Raw genomic sequence first — 15,991 nt, forward strand, 5'->3', positions numbered from 1 at the left:
ACCGCATATACATTATGCTGGTGCGGTTAATTTTTTAACAGACCGGAAAGCAATGAAAACAAGTCTCACGGTGCATTGCCATAACAGCAAAGTTATGGAGATAGCCCCCGCAACCGGGTTGAACATGGCCCAAACTCTTTTCCTGAACGGAGCATTCAAAGGAGTGCCTCTCTGTTCCGGTATGGGACGTTGCGGCCTGTGCAAAGTGAGATTTGAATCTACACCGCCCGAGCCGCGCAAGGAAGAGCTGCTAAAATTTTCCGCCGCAGAAATAGAATCCGGCTGGCGGCTTTCCTGTCTGCATCCGGCAACCCCGGCAACAATATTTCTGCCTGAGCCGGAACGGGTCGTGCCGCGCGTATCAGACAATTTTTCCAAAAACTTTCCCGACAACCTGGCCCTCGCCGTGGACCTAGGCACCACCGGGTTGCACTGGGCGTTCACTATTGAGGACAGGACCGTAAAATCCGGGCAGGAGCTAAACCCCCAGATGGGGCTGGGCAGCGAGGTCATGTCCCGCTTGGCTTTTGCCGCAAAACCGGAACAGCGAAAAATCCTTTCAAAACTGGTTACGGACCGGCTGAGAGCAATCATCGCCGAAACCGCACCGGTCCAAGAACTTACTGTTTCCGGCAACCCGTCCATGACTTCCATCCTCGCGCAGGACGATGTGCAAAGCTTAAGCCGTGCACCCTACGCTCTGCCCAGCAAAGGAGGGGAAAGAGTAAAGCTTGACGCAAAGCTCCCCGAAGCGTACATCCCGCCACATCTGGCTCCGTTTGTTGGTGCAGATATAACAGCCGGAATTGTAGCGCTTAATTTTTCCGAGCCCAAAGCGCAGCCGCCGTATCTCTTCGCGGATCTCGGCACAAACGGCGAATTCGTGCTTTGCCTTTCAGAGGATGAATACATTGTCTCCTCGGTTCCCATGGGCCCGGCCCTTGAAGGAGTAGGCATGAGCAATGGACGCACGGCCGGACCGGGGGCAGTATCTGCTTTCACGCTGACCCCGCAAGGACTCTCGCCTTCAACCATCAAAGCGGAAAAACCGGAACATAATCAAAAACCGGGCATCACCGGAACAGGGTATCTATCGCTCTGCGCCCTGCTGCTCAAATCCGGCGTACTGACCCGTGAAGGTCAGTTCGGTGCGGGAAACACCCCGTTTGCTGCAAAGCTGGCCGATAAACTGACAAAAATTAATGGGACTCCGGTCCTTGATCTGGGACATGAAGGCTTGACCCTTCCGGCCCCGGATGTGGAAGAAATATTAAAAGTTAAAGCAGCCTTCAACCTCGCCATGTCCGCCTTGCTGAATGAAGCAGGGCTGGCTCCTTCCGATCTAAAAGAACTCATTCTCGGCGGGGCCATGGGCCAGCATGTAAACATAAATGATCTGGTAACAACCGGATTCATCCCTGCGGAAAGCAGTGCAATCACCCGCGCCGCAGGAAATACTTCCTTAACGGGAGCAAAAATTTTAACACACAATAAAAAAGCAAGGGATTTCGCCGCCAGCCTGCCCAGCCGTTCCAAAGTTCTGGAACTGGCCGGAAGCAACGATTTCGGCGATAAATATCTTGCGAGGATAATTTTCAAATATGTCTATTAAAGTAAGTTCACTTTTCCCCCTGCCGACTAATGATGTAACAAAACTATTAAATAACTACTTAAAAATTCTGCAAAAAACAGTTCCGCTTAAAAGCAAGCACAGCCATGAACTGCCCTACGCCATCCGCGACCTTTCCCGCGACCTGACCGGGGAACGCTCCGGCCTGTCCAACGATTACATGGGCGACCCGCGTAGCCTGAACGCATATCTGCGCTATTTCCTGCCTTGGAACCTCTACCGCCTTGCAAGGTTGTTTCAGGGACTGGATATCAACCTGCCCGACAACGGCATTGTCGTTGACCTCGGAGCCGGACCACTTACCGTAGCTCAGGCCCTGTGGATCGCAAGGCCGGATCTGCGCGAGAAAAAACTGACCTTTATCAATGTTGACCGCACCCCGAAACCCATGCGCGAAGGAGCCAAGCTCTTTCAGGCACTGGCCGGTGAAAAATCACCATGGCGTATGGTCAACGTCAAAGGTGGCTCCACCTCCAAGCTGCGTGAAAGAGCACATCTGCTGGTCACTGCCAACATGGTCAACGAGGCTTCCGCCGGCACACGCATTCCTCTGCCTGTCTGGGCGGAAAAATTCTGCATGTCCATGGTCCACAAGCTGGCCCCGGAAGGCAGAATCCTGATCATCGAACCGGGCATCCGCCGCTCAGGACGAGTTCTTTCCGTAATCCGTGGACAATTTGTCGAAGCCGGATTTCCCATCCTCGGTCCCTGCACCCATGAACAGGAATGTCCTATGAACGGTGAACAGGGCAAGGCATGGTGTCACTTCAATTTTGATTCCGAACACGCCCCGGCATGGTTGCAGAAACTTTCAGCCCAGTGTCGTCTTGAAAAGGACAACGTAAGTCTTAGCTTTCTTTATGTAGGGCTGCGCAAGGAAGAAATCGAAGCACCGCGCGAAGGTGAAATGCGTATCCGCGCTGTATCCGAATCCTTCAGGCTCGATGAAGGCGGTTTCGGTCAGTACGGCTGTGCAGCTGAAGGTCAAATCCTGCTCTCTGCGCAAGGCGGTGCAAAAACCTTGTATCCCGGCGGACTTATCGGTATGCCCGTTCCTGAAGAGGAAAAGCGGGACGAAAAGTCCGGCGCACTTATCGTACCCCTGCCCATTCGCGAGCACGACAAGCGCAAGTTTGAAGAGAAAAATAAAAAGAATTAAGAAATGCCTCCGGCGGCTTAAACCCTTTTGCAAAAGGGTTTGTTTCACTGTCGCTATCTCTAAGACTCGCGGAAGACCGCTCACCTAAGAGCTAGTGCAAGAATCCCAAAACCTTTTATTAGGCTTCGCCGTTTGTATATCCGAAGGTCACTTTAGCGCATTACATGCGAAGCTTACTAAAAGGTTCCCCAGCCGCCGGAGGCAAACTTTATTTATCAAAAGCGCGAAGCGCATCAAAAGACTCTTATGGAATTTATAGATCTGGGATTAATTTCCCACAAAGAAGCAGAACAGGTCCAACTTGAAAGGTTGAAACAAGTAATGGAGGGCAACGCATGCGAAGCCCTCTATCTTTTGGAGCACCCTCCTGTTGTCACATTAGGCAGACAGGGCGGACTTGAAAACCTGCTCATCAGTGAAGAAGCATTAAACGCAATGGGCGCGGAAGTGATCCAGACAACTCGCGGCGGCAACATTACCTGCCACTACCCCGGTCAAATGGTTGTCTACCCGGTTATGCGCATTGAAAAACGACGCGGCGGCATCAAAAAATTCTTCCATGACATGGAAGAAACCGCGATTCGTACTGCTGCCCGGTTCGGCGTAGAAGCAGCCAGAAGCGAAGGTAGGCCCGGAGTCTGGGTCGGCCCCGGCAAGCTCTGCTCCATCGGCATCGGGGTCAAGAAATGGATCACCTACCACGGCTTGTCATTCAATGTTTCCAGCGATATGAAACTTTTCGACGCCATTACCCTCTGCGGGCTACACGGCGCACACCCCACCTCTCTTTCAAGAGAGGCTGGAAAAGAAATTTCTACCGAGGAAGTAAAAAATGTCTTCAGAGAAGAATTCGGAAAAATATTTACGGATACCGGAATGGCTGCGGGTTAAACTGCCCACCGGAAGAACTTTCAATAACACCAGCAAGATGCTGGAAGACCTGAATTTGAATACAGTCTGCCAGTCAGCGAAATGCCCCAACTGCTGGGAATGTTTCTCACGCAAGGTGGCGACCTTCCTGATCATGGGCAGCAACTGCACCCGCGACTGTGCCTTCTGCAACATCTGTCCCGGTGAAATCAAGCCGCTGGATACGGACGAACCGCGCCGGGTGGCAGAGGCGGTTACCCGTCTGGGCCTGAAATACGCGGTCATAACTTCGGTTACCCGCGATGATCTGGACGACGGTGGTGCGGCCCATTTTGCGGAAACCATCGAACGTATCCGCGCCGAACATCCCGAATGCAAGGTGGAAGTACTCATTCCCGATTTCAGGGGCAACCTTGAGGCACTGAAAACAGTCATCGCCGCCAAACCGGACGTCATCAACCACAATGTGGAAACACCGCCCGCGCTCTACGAGGAAATCCGCCCGCAGGCAGATTACCGGCAGAGTCTGGAGCTCATCGAACGGGTCAAACAGCTCAGCGACATCCACGCAAAATCCGGCCTCATGGTCGGCCTCGGCGAAACAGACGAGCAGATCTATCAGGTTATCGACGACCTCGCGGCCATAAATTGCGATATCATCACCATCGGCCAATACATGCGCCCCTCAAAAGCGCACCCGGCAGTACAAAGATACGTGGAACCGTCAGTATTCGAGGAATACGCCGAATACGGCAAAAAACTCGGTGTGCCGCACATGTTCTGTGCACCGCTTGTTAGGTCCAGCTTTAATGCGGCTGAGGCTTTTGACAAACTTTAGTTCTTGTCATTTACATCGCTAATCGCGACTGTACATTGATAATCGCGACTGGCACAACGCTAATCGCGACTGAGCAATGATCCCATATACTAATAAGATAAAAAGTCACCCACATTTATTGATTACAAATGTGGGTGACTTTTTGTTTTTAGCGCAGGGTATACACTCAATACTGTTGTTGAGACAGCCCCCTATTCCCTTTTGTTCACCCACAATACCTTAGAGCATACCATGCTAGACAATTACATTTAAAAAATACAAATGAAATACCCCTAAAAAACATTGCTCAATTACAAAAAACTAATTACAAAAAAATTGTAACAACTTTCTTGGAGCAAACAGATGAATAAAAACCCATTCATATTCAAACCTATTCCGGTGGAAAGTCCATTTTGTGACCGAATAGAAATTCTTCAGAAACTCAAAGAATATGCTCAAAATGGTTCTGACATAGTATTAAGTTCTCCGCGGAGATACGGGAAAACATCTCTGGTACGAAGAGTTTTGCATCAATGCAGTGATGAATATTTGACTATATATGTGTCATTCGAAAAATTGGACTCTGAAAAAGACGTAGCGGCAAGAATAGCTCAAGGAATTTATGCTGCAATTTACGCAAGAGAATCGACATTTGAAAAAGCCATGCGCTGGGCAAAGAAAACCCTCACTTCATATTCACCAAGCATGCAGCTCAACCCTGACGGCACTCCCTCATTCTCAGCTATTCCGCAAGCTGGGATTGCAGGCAGGCAGCTTCTAGAGCAAGTCATGTCGGACTTGCAGACCATGGCTGAAAAAGTCGATAATCGCATAATTATCGCATTTGATGAATTTCAGGAAATTACCCGTCTCAACGGCAGCGACGGCATTGAAGGCCTACTAAGAACTCAAATCCAATTTCAGGAATTCTCACACATTTTCATTGGAAGTCGACGAGCTGTATTGAAAGAAATGTTTGAGGATCCCAAACGCTCTTTCTTCAAAAGTGCTATCATTAAAAGCCTGTCCCCGCTGCCAATTGAAGACCTGATTCAGTACTACATGGATCAATTTGCTTTAGCTGGGAAAAAGTGCCCCCGAACAATTGCTGAGCAACTGGCGACACTTTCTTACGGCTATGGTTTTTATGCCCAGCAATACGGCTATTTTGCTTTTAGCGTAACTGAGACGACTGTAGATCAAACGGCAGTCCTAGAAGCAACTGAAGCCGTGCTAGAACAAGCCAGTCCCGGCTTTGAAATGCTTCTTACTACCCTGCCTGCAAATCAGATAAAACTCCTGAAGTCTCTAGCCGTTGAACCTACCCATCAATTGACGGCTGCTGACTATTGCCAACGTCACGATTTGATCTCATCCAATGTCGCATACGCAAGAAAGGCATTGGTTGCCCAAGATTTGATTGAACAGGATGCTGACCACGATGGTCTTTGGCGTGTTGTGGATCCAGTCATGAAAGCCTGGCTGAAACGCGAATAAGTCAGGTGTAGCGAGAGATACATACACAAATCATCGACACGTATTCCGTTGATTAAACTCCCAAACCATTGCAGGGGATGCTGAAACTACTTCGAGAACAAATTATAGCGAACAGCCTTTGCCTTCCAAGCAGACTTCAATCTTCGCTTCGGAAAGACCAACAACGCACAAAGATACTCATGAAGCTGATTCTGATTACTTAATAAATGAGTAATCAGGAGCTGTTGGTCTAATTGATATTTAATAAGAATATGAGGAGCTACTGCTGCGAAGCCTCCGTTCGCTTGAGTTTCTCTCGCAGTGTCTTTCGGTTGATGCCCAGAATCTCGGCCGCACGGGTCTTATTGTTATTGGTCATGGCCAGTACATTTTTGATGTGCTCACGCTCTACGTCCGCAAGTGAACGGTCCACCCGGCTGTCTACGGGGAGACTGAAACGCATGTTGGCAGGCAGATCATTCACCTCGATAGGATCGTGATCCACCATTACAACCAGCCTCTGAATAAGGTTTTCCAGCTCGCGGACGTTGCCGGGCCATGAATAGTTTCGCAGAGCCTGTAGAGCTTCATCAGTTATGCCCAGTGTGGGGCGTTGCATGGATTGGGAAAACTTGACCAGAAAATTGCTGACCAGAATAAGGATATCATCCCCTCGCTCGGCCAATGAAGGCACCGGAACATCAACCACATTAAGACGGTAATAGAGATCTTCGCGGAAAGATCCGTCCACCACCAGCTGCTTCAGGTTCCTGTGGGTTGCAGCAAGAATGCGGGTATCAACAGTATGAACCACGCTTGATCCCACCTTACAGAATTCCTTTGACTGAAGCACGCGTAACAGCTTGGCCTGCATATTGGGGCTTGCATCCCCTATCTCATCCAGAAAAACAGATCCACCATTGGCGACCTCAAAGAAACCGGCCCGCCCTTCCTTGGCTCCGGTAAACGCACCTTTTACGTGACCAAAAAGTTCACTCTCCACCAGAGAATCAGGAATTGCAGCGCAGTTAACCGGTACAAATGGTGCAGCTCTGCGGTCACTGTGGTAATGTACAGCACGGGCGACAAGCTCCTTACCTGTACCGGAATCACCGGAAATCAGTACATTGGCATTGGTGGAAGCAGCCTTGCTGATACGGCGGAAAATCAGCTGCATTCCAGGCGAACTACCAACTATTCCATAACTCTCTTCAGGGTTCTCAACAACTTTGACCGCCCGCCTGCGGAGGACTCTTTTTTCAATGCGGTCCATGGCTGTGAGCAACTCTTCAGTTGTAAAAGGTTTGGGCAGGTATTCACCTGCACCGTCCTTGATGGCCTCAACAGCACCGGATATTGACGGATAGCCGGTGATCATCATTATTTCAACGTCGCGATGGTTCTCTCGTACGTGTCTGATGAGGTCCAGCCCGGTAGCTTGAGGCATTCGGAAATCTGTTATGACGATATCAATATCATATTCATCAAGCAGAGGCAGGGCCTCATCCACCCGCAGGCAGGTAAGCACTTCATATCCGCTTGATTCAAGATTGCGCTTGAGTACCTCCAGAGTACTCTTACTATCGTCAACTGCCAGAATTCTTATCTTTTCACTCATGTTTAGTCCGTCAAATTATTTATTGGCTGGTCGTTCTGTATACAGGGCAAAGCCACTTCAAAACGGGTTCCCTGGCCCGGTTCACTGTGAACCTGGATAAATCCGTTGTGTGCCTTCACAATGCCAAGGACCACTGAAAGCCCCAGCCCGGTCCCTTTGTCCACATCTTTTGTGGTGAAAAAAGGATTAAAAATCTGCTTCAGTTCCTCTGCCGCAATACCGGGACCGTTGTCTTGCACTACAATATAGGCATCATTTTTATTGTTTAGTGTTTTTATAGTCAGTTTTCCCCCGTCACCCATGGCCTGTATTGCATTGGCGGCCAAATTGACGATGACCTGCTTGATATGCTGCGGGTCAGCTGAGACAAGTGGGAGATTATCATCAAACTTGCAGTTGATTTCAATATTGCTGCGTTTGGCGGCTGTCTCGGTTATGCGCAGAGCCTGCCCGATAGTTTCATTGAGATTAGTGGGGATGAACTGCGGAGGCAACTGCCGGCTGAAGAACATTATTTTCTTGATAATTTCACGTGCATGCAGCGATGACTCAACTATGCTGTCCAGATCCGAGCGGACCTGTTCCGGAAGCTCCGGTGTCTGTAGGGCAAGTTGAGAATAGCCTAAAATATTTGCCAGCGGCTCATTTATTTCATGAGCCACGCCGGCCGAAAACTGGCCGATTTTGGCCAATCGGTCCGCCTGACGCAACTGTTGCTCAAGTTCCTGCTTGGCAGACTTGATCTCCTTCTTGGCCACAATAATGGATACCTGTTGCGCAGCAGTGGTCAGCAGATCCTTTTCATCATCTATAAAGACAGACTCACCTTCACCCTGCTGGCCGTCGTTTTCCACGGCCACAGTTATATTTCCGCGGATTTCCCGGCCTGATTCCACCGATTCAACCAGAATATTTTCAGTTTTGGTGAAACCGTCAGTCTCCCAGCTGAGACTCCCCACCCGCAACCGGACATGGGTCTTTCCGGGATTCTGAAATCCTGAAGGCAGCAGTTTGGTGATTCTTTCAAGGGTTTCCTTGAGCCCCAGCGTAACATCGCCGCCGAGCTTGCTTATCTCGAACAGGCAGTTAAGTTCTTTATTGCGCTCAATAAGGGTAAACCGTTCCCTGAGCAGACCTTTTTGCCTGAGCATATGAGTTGTAACATCCTGACCGACACAAAGAATACTTATGATATTGCCGTCGGAATCACTCAATGCCTTTAAGTTCCAATCAATATATACCTTATCCCCGTCACGGGAACGAAGATTACCGGAAACTCTCGAAATTTCACGTTGTTCAGTCTTGCCAAGAATTTCTTTTCTGGCTTCATCACGCTGGTCCTCGGATATGAACGTTTCAAACCAGTCCTTTCCGGCCAGTTCCTTCATGGAATATCCGGTAAGTGATTCCAGCCGGGAATTACCGTGAATAATTCCGCCGTTCAAATCAAGGGTAACCACTATGCCGTGGCTGAGCTGCATTATGGTGTCGTAGTATTCCTGAAGATTCATATTTACGTCCCCATTTTCAAGAATAAGGCGAATATTGATGGGAGTAAAGTGTGTACGGACGATCCGGTACTGGAGGGAGCCGGATCGTCCGCAGTTCTAAGGGAGGTACGTTTCGGTTGCTAATGACCGATATTGAGTCCCCATCCTTCGAATACGAATAGGATGGCGAATCCGTACCACAAAGTGTAAACTACGTAGAAGACAAGTGAGAAGATGACCAGACCGAGCTTGTCCATTATTTTAAGCGGCTCGATTTCATAGTAGTTGTATGCAGTTTCTACAGCTTTTTTCAGCACGGTTGATGTTACCTTGGCAATTTTAAACTCTTCCTGAGAGTTCAGGGATTTTTCCATCAGTCCGAGACTGGTCCACCAGTTGAATGTAGTCCTGCGAGCCTCAATACCGTATTTGGACTGAATATCTTCCGCCTTGTTGTGGTACATCAGTTCCGCGTCATCCAGACTGCTGTTCAGCATGGCGGCAATGGGACCGCTTACTTCAAGATTGCTGCCGTTGAGACTGGTTTTTACGCCGGCCCGATGGAATAGCTTTTCGGACTGTTCGGCCTGAATCTTTGAGCTGAACTTCAGGTTCAGGGTTACATCCTTGTTATTGAGTTCTTTTACTTCTTCCCGCAGGGGATCGATATAGTTTACCGACCCCTTGGAGATGGAGTTGTACATCGCATCCAGATAGGCCATGGAATTCTTGCCGTCAAAGATGGGCTGAAACATTACGATCAGTACCGCGAAGAAGAAGGCGAGCAGGGCCAGACCACCACTAAATTCTTTCCTGTTAACTATCATTTTAGTGCGCTCCTTCTACCTTGAGCTTTTTGATATTCTTGAGGAATGTTCCGATTACCCATACCGAAAATCCGCCGATGACCACGAAGAAGGCCCAGATACCAATAGTGTTTAGTATTTCACCCATTGCCGGGGAGATGGGAATGTAGCCCATTTCACCAAGCTTGCCGGGAAGTGCGAAAATACGGTTTACGAAACCGGCCAGTACAGCCATGGCGTAGAAGCCGCGTATGGTAACGCCGGGAACAACCTTGGTTACCAGTGCGCCGATCTGGATACCCAGCAAGGAGCCGAGCAGCATGCCCATGGCAAGAGTGTAGAAAATAAAGCCGTAGATTGCGTACTGGCTGATTGATGCAAAGCCTGCGGTAAAAACAATCTGGAAGATGTCAGTACCAACAGTGGTCATGGAAGAAACGCCAAGTACGTATACAAAGATGGGGAAGGTCAGAAAGCCGCCGCCTACGCCCATGATACCTGCGGCCAGACCTACCAGCGCGCCGGAAAGAACCAGGAATATCCATGAGATCTGACGGCCGCCGGGGGTGAGGTCCTGATCAAACTTCACCATGGGCGGAAAGTTTATGGACTGTAATGACTTGCAGACGGAACCAAGCTCAGCACCTTCGCCGCCGCCATGGGCATCACCGCTGAAACCGGACTTGCGTGCTTTCAGGTAGTCATACATAGCGTAGGAACCGAGGAACCCGAGCATAAGTGAGTATACAGTGGTAATAAACGCGTCGGAAAGTACGGGGTTGATTTCGTACAGGACACGGTTGATTATACCACCCGCAGTGGCTCCCCCAATCGCTCCGATAAGAAATACGACTGCCAGCGGTACGGATACATTACCCATTTTGCGATGAATAACGCTGCCCATGATCGCTTTGGCAAAAATATGGAACAGGTCTGTTCCCACTGCCAGGATACCTTTGATCCCTGCACTCATCAGAGCGGGGGCGATAATGAATCCTCCGCCCGCGCCGATACAGCCTGTGATCAGCCCGGCCCCCATGCCGATGGCAATGGAAACCAAAAAGATTCCGAAGCTGTAGAAAGCAGGGCTGTACGATTTCTTGCCGCCGAGCAGATCCGGTAAAATCGGTGCAATGTCATCGGCGAAAGCTATACCGCCCAGAATAACGGGAATGAGCATCAACCCCAGAACCATGCGCAGCTTTCTGCTGCCCATGATTGCCTTGGCGTTGTCTATTTCCCAGCGGGCCATATAACCGGCCCCGGCCATCATAAATCTACCCCATTGATTGAAAAAACCCATGGTTAGCCTCACATATTAAAATTGGTTGTTGTGCCTTCACCCCGGGCGGAAGTTCACTTTTCGCCGACCGGAGCAGTCTTCCTGCTTAGGGCCGCATTCGCAATTTTTTCCGTCAGTTCGCCCATATCAGCCGGTTTTGTCAGGTAACCATTTGCCCCCATTGAGAGGCAGGAAATCACCAGATCCGGGTTTATGTGAGCTGTGAGCATCAGGACCGCAATCTGCGGATACAGCGTTTTTATTTCTCCGAGGAGCCGGACTCCGTCCCTGCCGGGCATTTTGACATCCAGCAGAACAACATCCATCTCATCAAGCCTGAGTGTCTCCATGGCTTCACTCGCACACGAAGCCGTGCTGACATTCATCCCCCGTTTATTCAGCCTGCGGGCAAGAATACGGGAGAAATCCTTTTCATCGTCAACCAGAAGAATCTTTATCCCTTTCACTGGGAACCTCCTTCCGGGCGCATACCTGCTTTACTTTTTCAAGCAGCAGGTTGAAATCCACCGGCTTGGACAGATAATCCTCCGCTCCCAGTCTGATGCTTTCTGCAACGGCCTTTTCGCAGCCGTGGCCGGTGAGCATCAAAACAGGCAGTTTCGGGTCTAGCAGCCTGAAAATTTTTAAAATTTCTATTCCATCCATCCCCTCGAGTTTCAAATCAAGAACGGCTGCGTCAATTTCTTTCTCGCGGAGCATCCTCACCGCATCTTCACCGCAGTAGGCAGTCTCGACGAGAATGCCCCGCCTGCTCATGCGTTTGCGCAGTACTTCCGCAAAACCGACCTCATCGTCCACAATGAGCAGTCTTATTTGTTTGTTGCCGTCTTCCATCTTGCACCCGTCAGGCCTTCATTGCCGGAACTAAGCAATGCGATGAGTTATATCGTCGATTCTGGCCTTAACCTCTTCTTCCTCGTGATCATGAAAGAGTTTCACAGCTGCACGTATTTTTTCGATCAGATCATCGATGGAGCAGGGTTTCATCAGGTAGTCGAAAGCTCCGTTCTGCATACCTTCGATTGCTGATTCAACGGTGGCGTGTCCTGTGAGCATGATTACTTCCACCTTGGGATAATCTCTCTTGATCTCGCGCAACACTACCAGTCCGTCCTTTACAGGCATTTTGACATCAAGAATGACGACTTCAATTCCCGGATTCTCGCTCAGCAGGCGCAAAGCGGTATCTCCGTCAAAGGACTTATGTACCGTCATGTTTCTGCGTTCCAGCCTTTTAGACATTGCGTCAACGAAAGCTTGTTCATCGTCCACGAAGAGAATGGTTGCATCAATCATGGTTAATCCTCCTTGGTTTGTTCCTGACCGCTGCCGGTTTCGGGCAGGGGCAGTCTGATATTGAACCGGGCTCCCATGCCCACTCCGCTCTCAACCTCTATATCCCCGTCCATCCGGTGGATCAGTCCGTAACAGATAGACAGTCCCAGACCGCTTCCTTTGCCTACCGGTTTGGTGGTAAAGAAGGGGTCAAAAATCCTGCTCAGATAGGCCTCGGGTATCCCGGGACCAGTGTCTGCTATCGAGATATGAGCCATCTCATCCCCGGCGTAACAGCTGATCATCAGCTTGCCGCCGGTGCTTTCCATAGCCTGAATGGCGTTGTTGACCAGATTGAGAAAGACCTGCTGAAGTTCTGAAATTGAAGCCTTTACCAGCGGCATGTTGCGGTCCAGATCCAGTGAAAGTTCAACCCTGGCGTAACGAGCCTGCTGCATTGATATTTCTACGACTTCTTCAATCAGTGCCGGTAGGGAAACTTCGGCAATTCTGGAGTCGGTCTGGCGTGCGAAACTCAGCAGCTTGTGGGTTATATTTTTGCAACGTCCACCCTGTGTCCGTACCTGTTCAAGTGCTCTGAAAATCTCCGGGTAGCAGGCCATGGAGCGGCCTTCATCTTCTAGCAGGTCACTGACCCAGCCGGCCTCTTCGATCATGATGGCCACCGGATTGTTGATTTCATGGGCAATGCCTGCAGCCAGTTCGCCAATTGAAGCAAGTTTGCCGGTTTCTACCATCTGGCGGTTCATCATTTCGCTTTCTTCGTCTATAGTTCGAAGCCTTATTATTAATTTTCTTGAAAGATATACGACCATTACAATGATGCCGAGTCCTCCGGTCAGGAATATCACCAGAGTAAAAAATTCACTGCGAATCATGGCTGAAAAGGCATCGTTTGCATTTTGCTGATAGACCAGCTTCCAATCACCGTCCTTGAGCACAGAGGAAACAGTTATATATTTTTCATTGTCGCTACCTTCAGAGAGTTGGATAGTTACACTCTCGTTAAGGTTGGGACTTGAGATGGTTTCATAGGGTGTCAGCATCAGGTTGCTGTCTCTGTTGGCCGGCGGTCTGGTCTGGAAGATTCCATTTTTATTAAGAATGTATGCATATCCGGTCTTTCCTATCCGGATGTTCTCCACCAGATGCGTGAAAGCCAGAAAATCAATAGTTGCGCGCAGTGTCCATTCGCGTTCCCCGTCATCGCTGTTGATGGCGATGATGAAATGCGGAGACTGCCGCAGTCCCATGAAAACATCACTTATTCCGGAAACCTTGTTGCGGCTGTTAAGGTACCAGTCGGCATTGGAGTAATCTGCTCCGAGCAAATCAAAAGGCCCTGCGTAGGCAACCTGTCTGCCGCTTTTGTCAATTATTCCCAGATCCACAAAAATGCGCCCGTACTGCTGTTGCATTGACTTCAGTGTCCTTTCAAGGAACTGAGGTTCGCTTAGCTGGTCGTATGTGAATGCACGGTTCAGGAACTGTATTTCGCCCTGTTTTTCGTGCAGGAAATTGTTCACGTTGTCTTTGTGCTTATCCACAACTTCGGCGAGGTGGGCATAAACCTTGGCCCGATAAATGGAACGGAACTGATCAAAGATTAACCCGCCCACAAGTATCAGCGGTGCAATGGAAACCGCAATTACGGTCAGCACGATCTTGCGGGAAAGCTTGTCGTAAGATGTTCTTTTTTCAGTCTGCATATATTTTTCCGCTTTGCTCTTTGCCTTGAGATTTTCGCCCCGTCTGAAACGGGTGGTCCTTAATGCCCCTTGAGCAAGCGGTGTGCCATAAATGGCATCTGAGATTTTTTACCCCACGATTAGATTTTTTGCGGTAAACAGCTGAAACATAATACTTTTATTACAGTTCAATGAAGAGCCTTTATATTAATGAAGGGCAAGGATGAATCCAGTAATGAAAAACATGGATATAAGGCGATTCAATGCATATCGATACATTTTGCCCCGGTAGTACAGAACGCCCCGGCTGGTACATTTTAGACCCACTTCCCGGCTCTGTTACCTTTTTCACAAAAGTCCAGGTACCCAACTGCAACCGGGTGGGGCGAAACACCCCGTCATAAATTAAGATAACCTGAATAAAGGCATACCAGCTTTATTCTGCTGCATTTAATCTATCTTCCCACCATCGATTCAACGGCTGGTACAAACTTACTTCCCCAGACAAAAAGACCTAAATATCAACAGGATAAGCAAACAAAAGCCATGTGAGCAAGCGTCTTTATGCGCAAAATACCTTCCGGTTTGGCATATTCATTGTAACTGTACGTTCATAGTTACGGAGGGGACATGAAAAGTGTTCGAGTACTTCTTGTAGATGACGAGGAAGGTTTTTCTTCAGTACTGGCCAAGAGGCTGAGCAGACGAGCGGTAGATGTAAGCACCGCCCTTTGTGGGGAGGAAGCGTTACACCGACTCGAAACTCATGACTATCAAGTGGTAGTTCTGGATATGAAAATGCCGGGGATGAATGGTCTTGAAGTGCTGAGAATAATCAAAACCGAACATCCTCAAGTGGAAGTTATTGTTCTTACTGGAAACACGGACATGAAGAGTGCACTTGCATCAATGACCGCAGGAGCATTTGATTTAATGCTCAAGCCTGCAAACACCGAAATTCTGATAAACAGAATTGTGGATGCGGCAAGGCAAGGCCGCATCGGCAGAGATGAAGCGGTTTAAACATAGGGATTTCAAATATACCATGAGCAGCAGTAAACAGGCATTTTGTACACGCAGAATCACTCTGGTGGTATTGAAGAAACTCTGGAGTTCCTTCAAGGATCTGCTGCCGATAATTCTGGTAATTGCTTTTTTTCAGATTGTTGTTCTCAGGCAACCTCTGCCGAATCTGGGAGAGGTGGCTTTCGGCGGCCTGCTTGTCGTTCTCGGGTTGATGCTCTTTATACAGGGGCTGGAGATGGGACTATTTCCCATCGGAGAAGAAATGGCCCGGGCCTTGGCAAGAAAGGGCAGTTTATTCTGGCTGCTGACTTTCGCCTTTCTGCTCGGATTCTCAACAACGGTTGCAGAGCCTGCGTTGATAGCCGTTTCAGCAGAGGCTGCCAGTATTGCCGCACAAGGCAATCTGATCGCTCCCGGAGAAGAGTCATTGAACAGGTACGCATTAGGACTTCGCCTGTCAGTGGCCTTCTCCGTCGGGGTGGCTATTCTTATAGGTGTTTTGAGGATATTACGCGGTTGGCCAGTACATTATCTGATCATAGGAGGCTATGTGGTTGTCATGCTGATGACCCTGATTGCTCCCAAAGAGATTGTAGGCATTGCCTACGACGCCGGTGGGGTTACCACCTCCACTGTCACCGTCCCCCTTGTAGCTGCTCTGGGAGTTGGGCTGGCTTCTATCATCAAAGGGCGCAGTCCGCTGTTGGATGGTTTTGGACTGATCGCTTTTGCCTCCCTCCTTCCTATGATCTTTGTTATGGGGTACGGGCTGACCGTTTTTTAATATTCAGGTCGCGGGAGATGCCTCCTGC

15 protein-coding genes are annotated in these 15,991 nt (G+C 49.3%); 7 read left to right on the forward strand and 8 right to left on the reverse strand.

The window, feature by feature from the left end; all coding sequences use genetic code 11:
• Window positions 1-52: 52 nt before the first annotated feature.
• The 5 genes from FMS18_RS08245 (at window position 53) to FMS18_RS08265 (ending at window position 5,973) form a co-directional block, all read left to right on the forward strand.
• Window positions 53-1,612 carry an ASKHA domain-containing protein gene (locus FMS18_RS08245; RefSeq protein WP_163293322.1) on the forward strand — a complete coding sequence of 520 codons (1,560 nt, stop codon included), beginning with the start codon at window positions 53-55 and terminating at the stop codon, window positions 1,610-1,612.
• Window positions 1,602-2,789, forward strand: a complete 1,188-nt coding sequence (locus tag FMS18_RS08250) for a small ribosomal subunit Rsm22 family protein (protein ID WP_163293324.1) — start codon at window positions 1,602-1,604, stop codon at window positions 2,787-2,789. Before FMS18_RS08245 ends, FMS18_RS08250 begins: the two co-directional genes overlap by 11 nt.
• A 246-nt stretch (window positions 2,790-3,035) precedes the next feature.
• Entirely contained in the window at window positions 3,036-3,680 is a 645-nt protein-coding gene (gene lipB, locus FMS18_RS08255) for a lipoyl(octanoyl) transferase LipB (RefSeq protein WP_163293326.1), read from the forward strand.
• Window positions 3,622-4,497 (forward strand): lipoyl synthase, encoded by an 876-nt coding sequence (lipA, locus tag FMS18_RS08260; RefSeq protein WP_163293328.1) that lies wholly within the window; start codon window positions 3,622-3,624, stop codon window positions 4,495-4,497. The genes lipB and lipA overlap by 59 nt, the downstream gene beginning before the upstream one ends.
• Window positions 4,498-4,839: 342 nt before the next feature.
• Window positions 4,840-5,973 carry an ATP-binding protein gene (locus FMS18_RS08265; protein WP_163293330.1) on the forward strand — a complete coding sequence of 378 codons (1,134 nt, stop codon included), beginning with the start codon at window positions 4,840-4,842 and terminating at the stop codon, window positions 5,971-5,973.
• Window positions 5,974-6,232: 259 nt separating this feature from the next.
• On the opposite strand, the gene FMS18_RS08270 is transcribed toward FMS18_RS08265, so the two are convergent.
• The 8 genes from FMS18_RS08270 to FMS18_RS08305 form a co-directional block, all read right to left on the reverse strand.
• Window positions 6,233-7,570, reverse strand: a complete 1,338-nt coding sequence (locus FMS18_RS08270) for a sigma-54 dependent transcriptional regulator (RefSeq protein ID WP_163293332.1) — start codon at window positions 7,568-7,570, stop codon at window positions 6,233-6,235.
• A gap of 2 nt (window positions 7,571-7,572) precedes the next feature.
• A complete protein-coding gene (locus FMS18_RS08275; protein ID WP_163293334.1) occupies window positions 7,573-9,081 on the reverse strand; it encodes an ATP-binding protein in 1,509 nt (502 codons plus the stop codon).
• 119 nt (window positions 9,082-9,200) lie between these two features.
• Entirely contained in the window at window positions 9,201-9,887 is a 687-nt protein-coding gene (locus FMS18_RS08280) for a hypothetical protein (protein ID WP_163293336.1), read from the reverse strand.
• Between the two features lies 1 nt (window position 9,888).
• Complete coding sequence (locus tag FMS18_RS08285) at window positions 9,889-11,169, reverse strand: sulfite exporter TauE/SafE family protein (protein WP_163293338.1); 1,281 nt, start codon at window positions 11,167-11,169, stop codon at window positions 9,889-9,891.
• A 53-nt stretch (window positions 11,170-11,222) separates the two neighbouring features.
• Window positions 11,223-11,615 carry a response regulator gene (locus tag FMS18_RS08290; protein WP_163293340.1) on the reverse strand — a complete coding sequence of 131 codons (393 nt, stop codon included), beginning with the start codon at window positions 11,613-11,615 and terminating at the stop codon, window positions 11,223-11,225.
• A complete protein-coding gene (locus FMS18_RS08295) occupies window positions 11,587-12,003 on the reverse strand; it encodes a response regulator (protein ID WP_163293342.1) in 417 nt (138 codons plus the stop codon). The genes FMS18_RS08290 and FMS18_RS08295 overlap by 29 nt, the downstream gene beginning before the upstream one ends.
• 30 nt (window positions 12,004-12,033) lie before the next feature.
• A complete protein-coding gene (locus FMS18_RS08300) occupies window positions 12,034-12,465 on the reverse strand; it encodes a response regulator (protein WP_163293344.1) in 432 nt (143 codons plus the stop codon).
• Window positions 12,466-12,467: 2 nt separating this feature from the next.
• Window positions 12,468-14,174 carry a PAS domain-containing sensor histidine kinase gene (locus tag FMS18_RS08305; RefSeq protein ID WP_163293346.1) on the reverse strand — a complete coding sequence of 569 codons (1,707 nt, stop codon included), beginning with the start codon at window positions 14,172-14,174 and terminating at the stop codon, window positions 12,468-12,470.
• A gap of 609 nt (window positions 14,175-14,783) precedes the next feature.
• On the opposite strand from FMS18_RS08305, the gene FMS18_RS08310 reads away from it, so the two are divergent.
• Window positions 14,784-15,176, forward strand: coding sequence for a response regulator (locus FMS18_RS08310; protein ID WP_163293348.1), 393 nt, complete (start codon window positions 14,784-14,786; stop codon window positions 15,174-15,176).
• 22 nt (window positions 15,177-15,198) lie between these two features.
• The gene (locus FMS18_RS08315; RefSeq protein WP_163293350.1) at window positions 15,199-15,963 is read left to right on the forward strand and encodes a DUF1538 domain-containing protein; all 765 of its coding nucleotides are present in this window, start codon (window positions 15,199-15,201) and stop codon (window positions 15,961-15,963) included.
• The last annotated feature ends 28 nt before the right edge of the window (window positions 15,964-15,991 follow it).

It is taken from the genome of Desulfovibrio sp. JC022 (assembly GCF_010470665.1).
In the GTDB taxonomy this organism is placed as follows: domain Bacteria; phylum Desulfobacterota; class Desulfovibrionia; order Desulfovibrionales; family Desulfovibrionaceae; genus Maridesulfovibrio.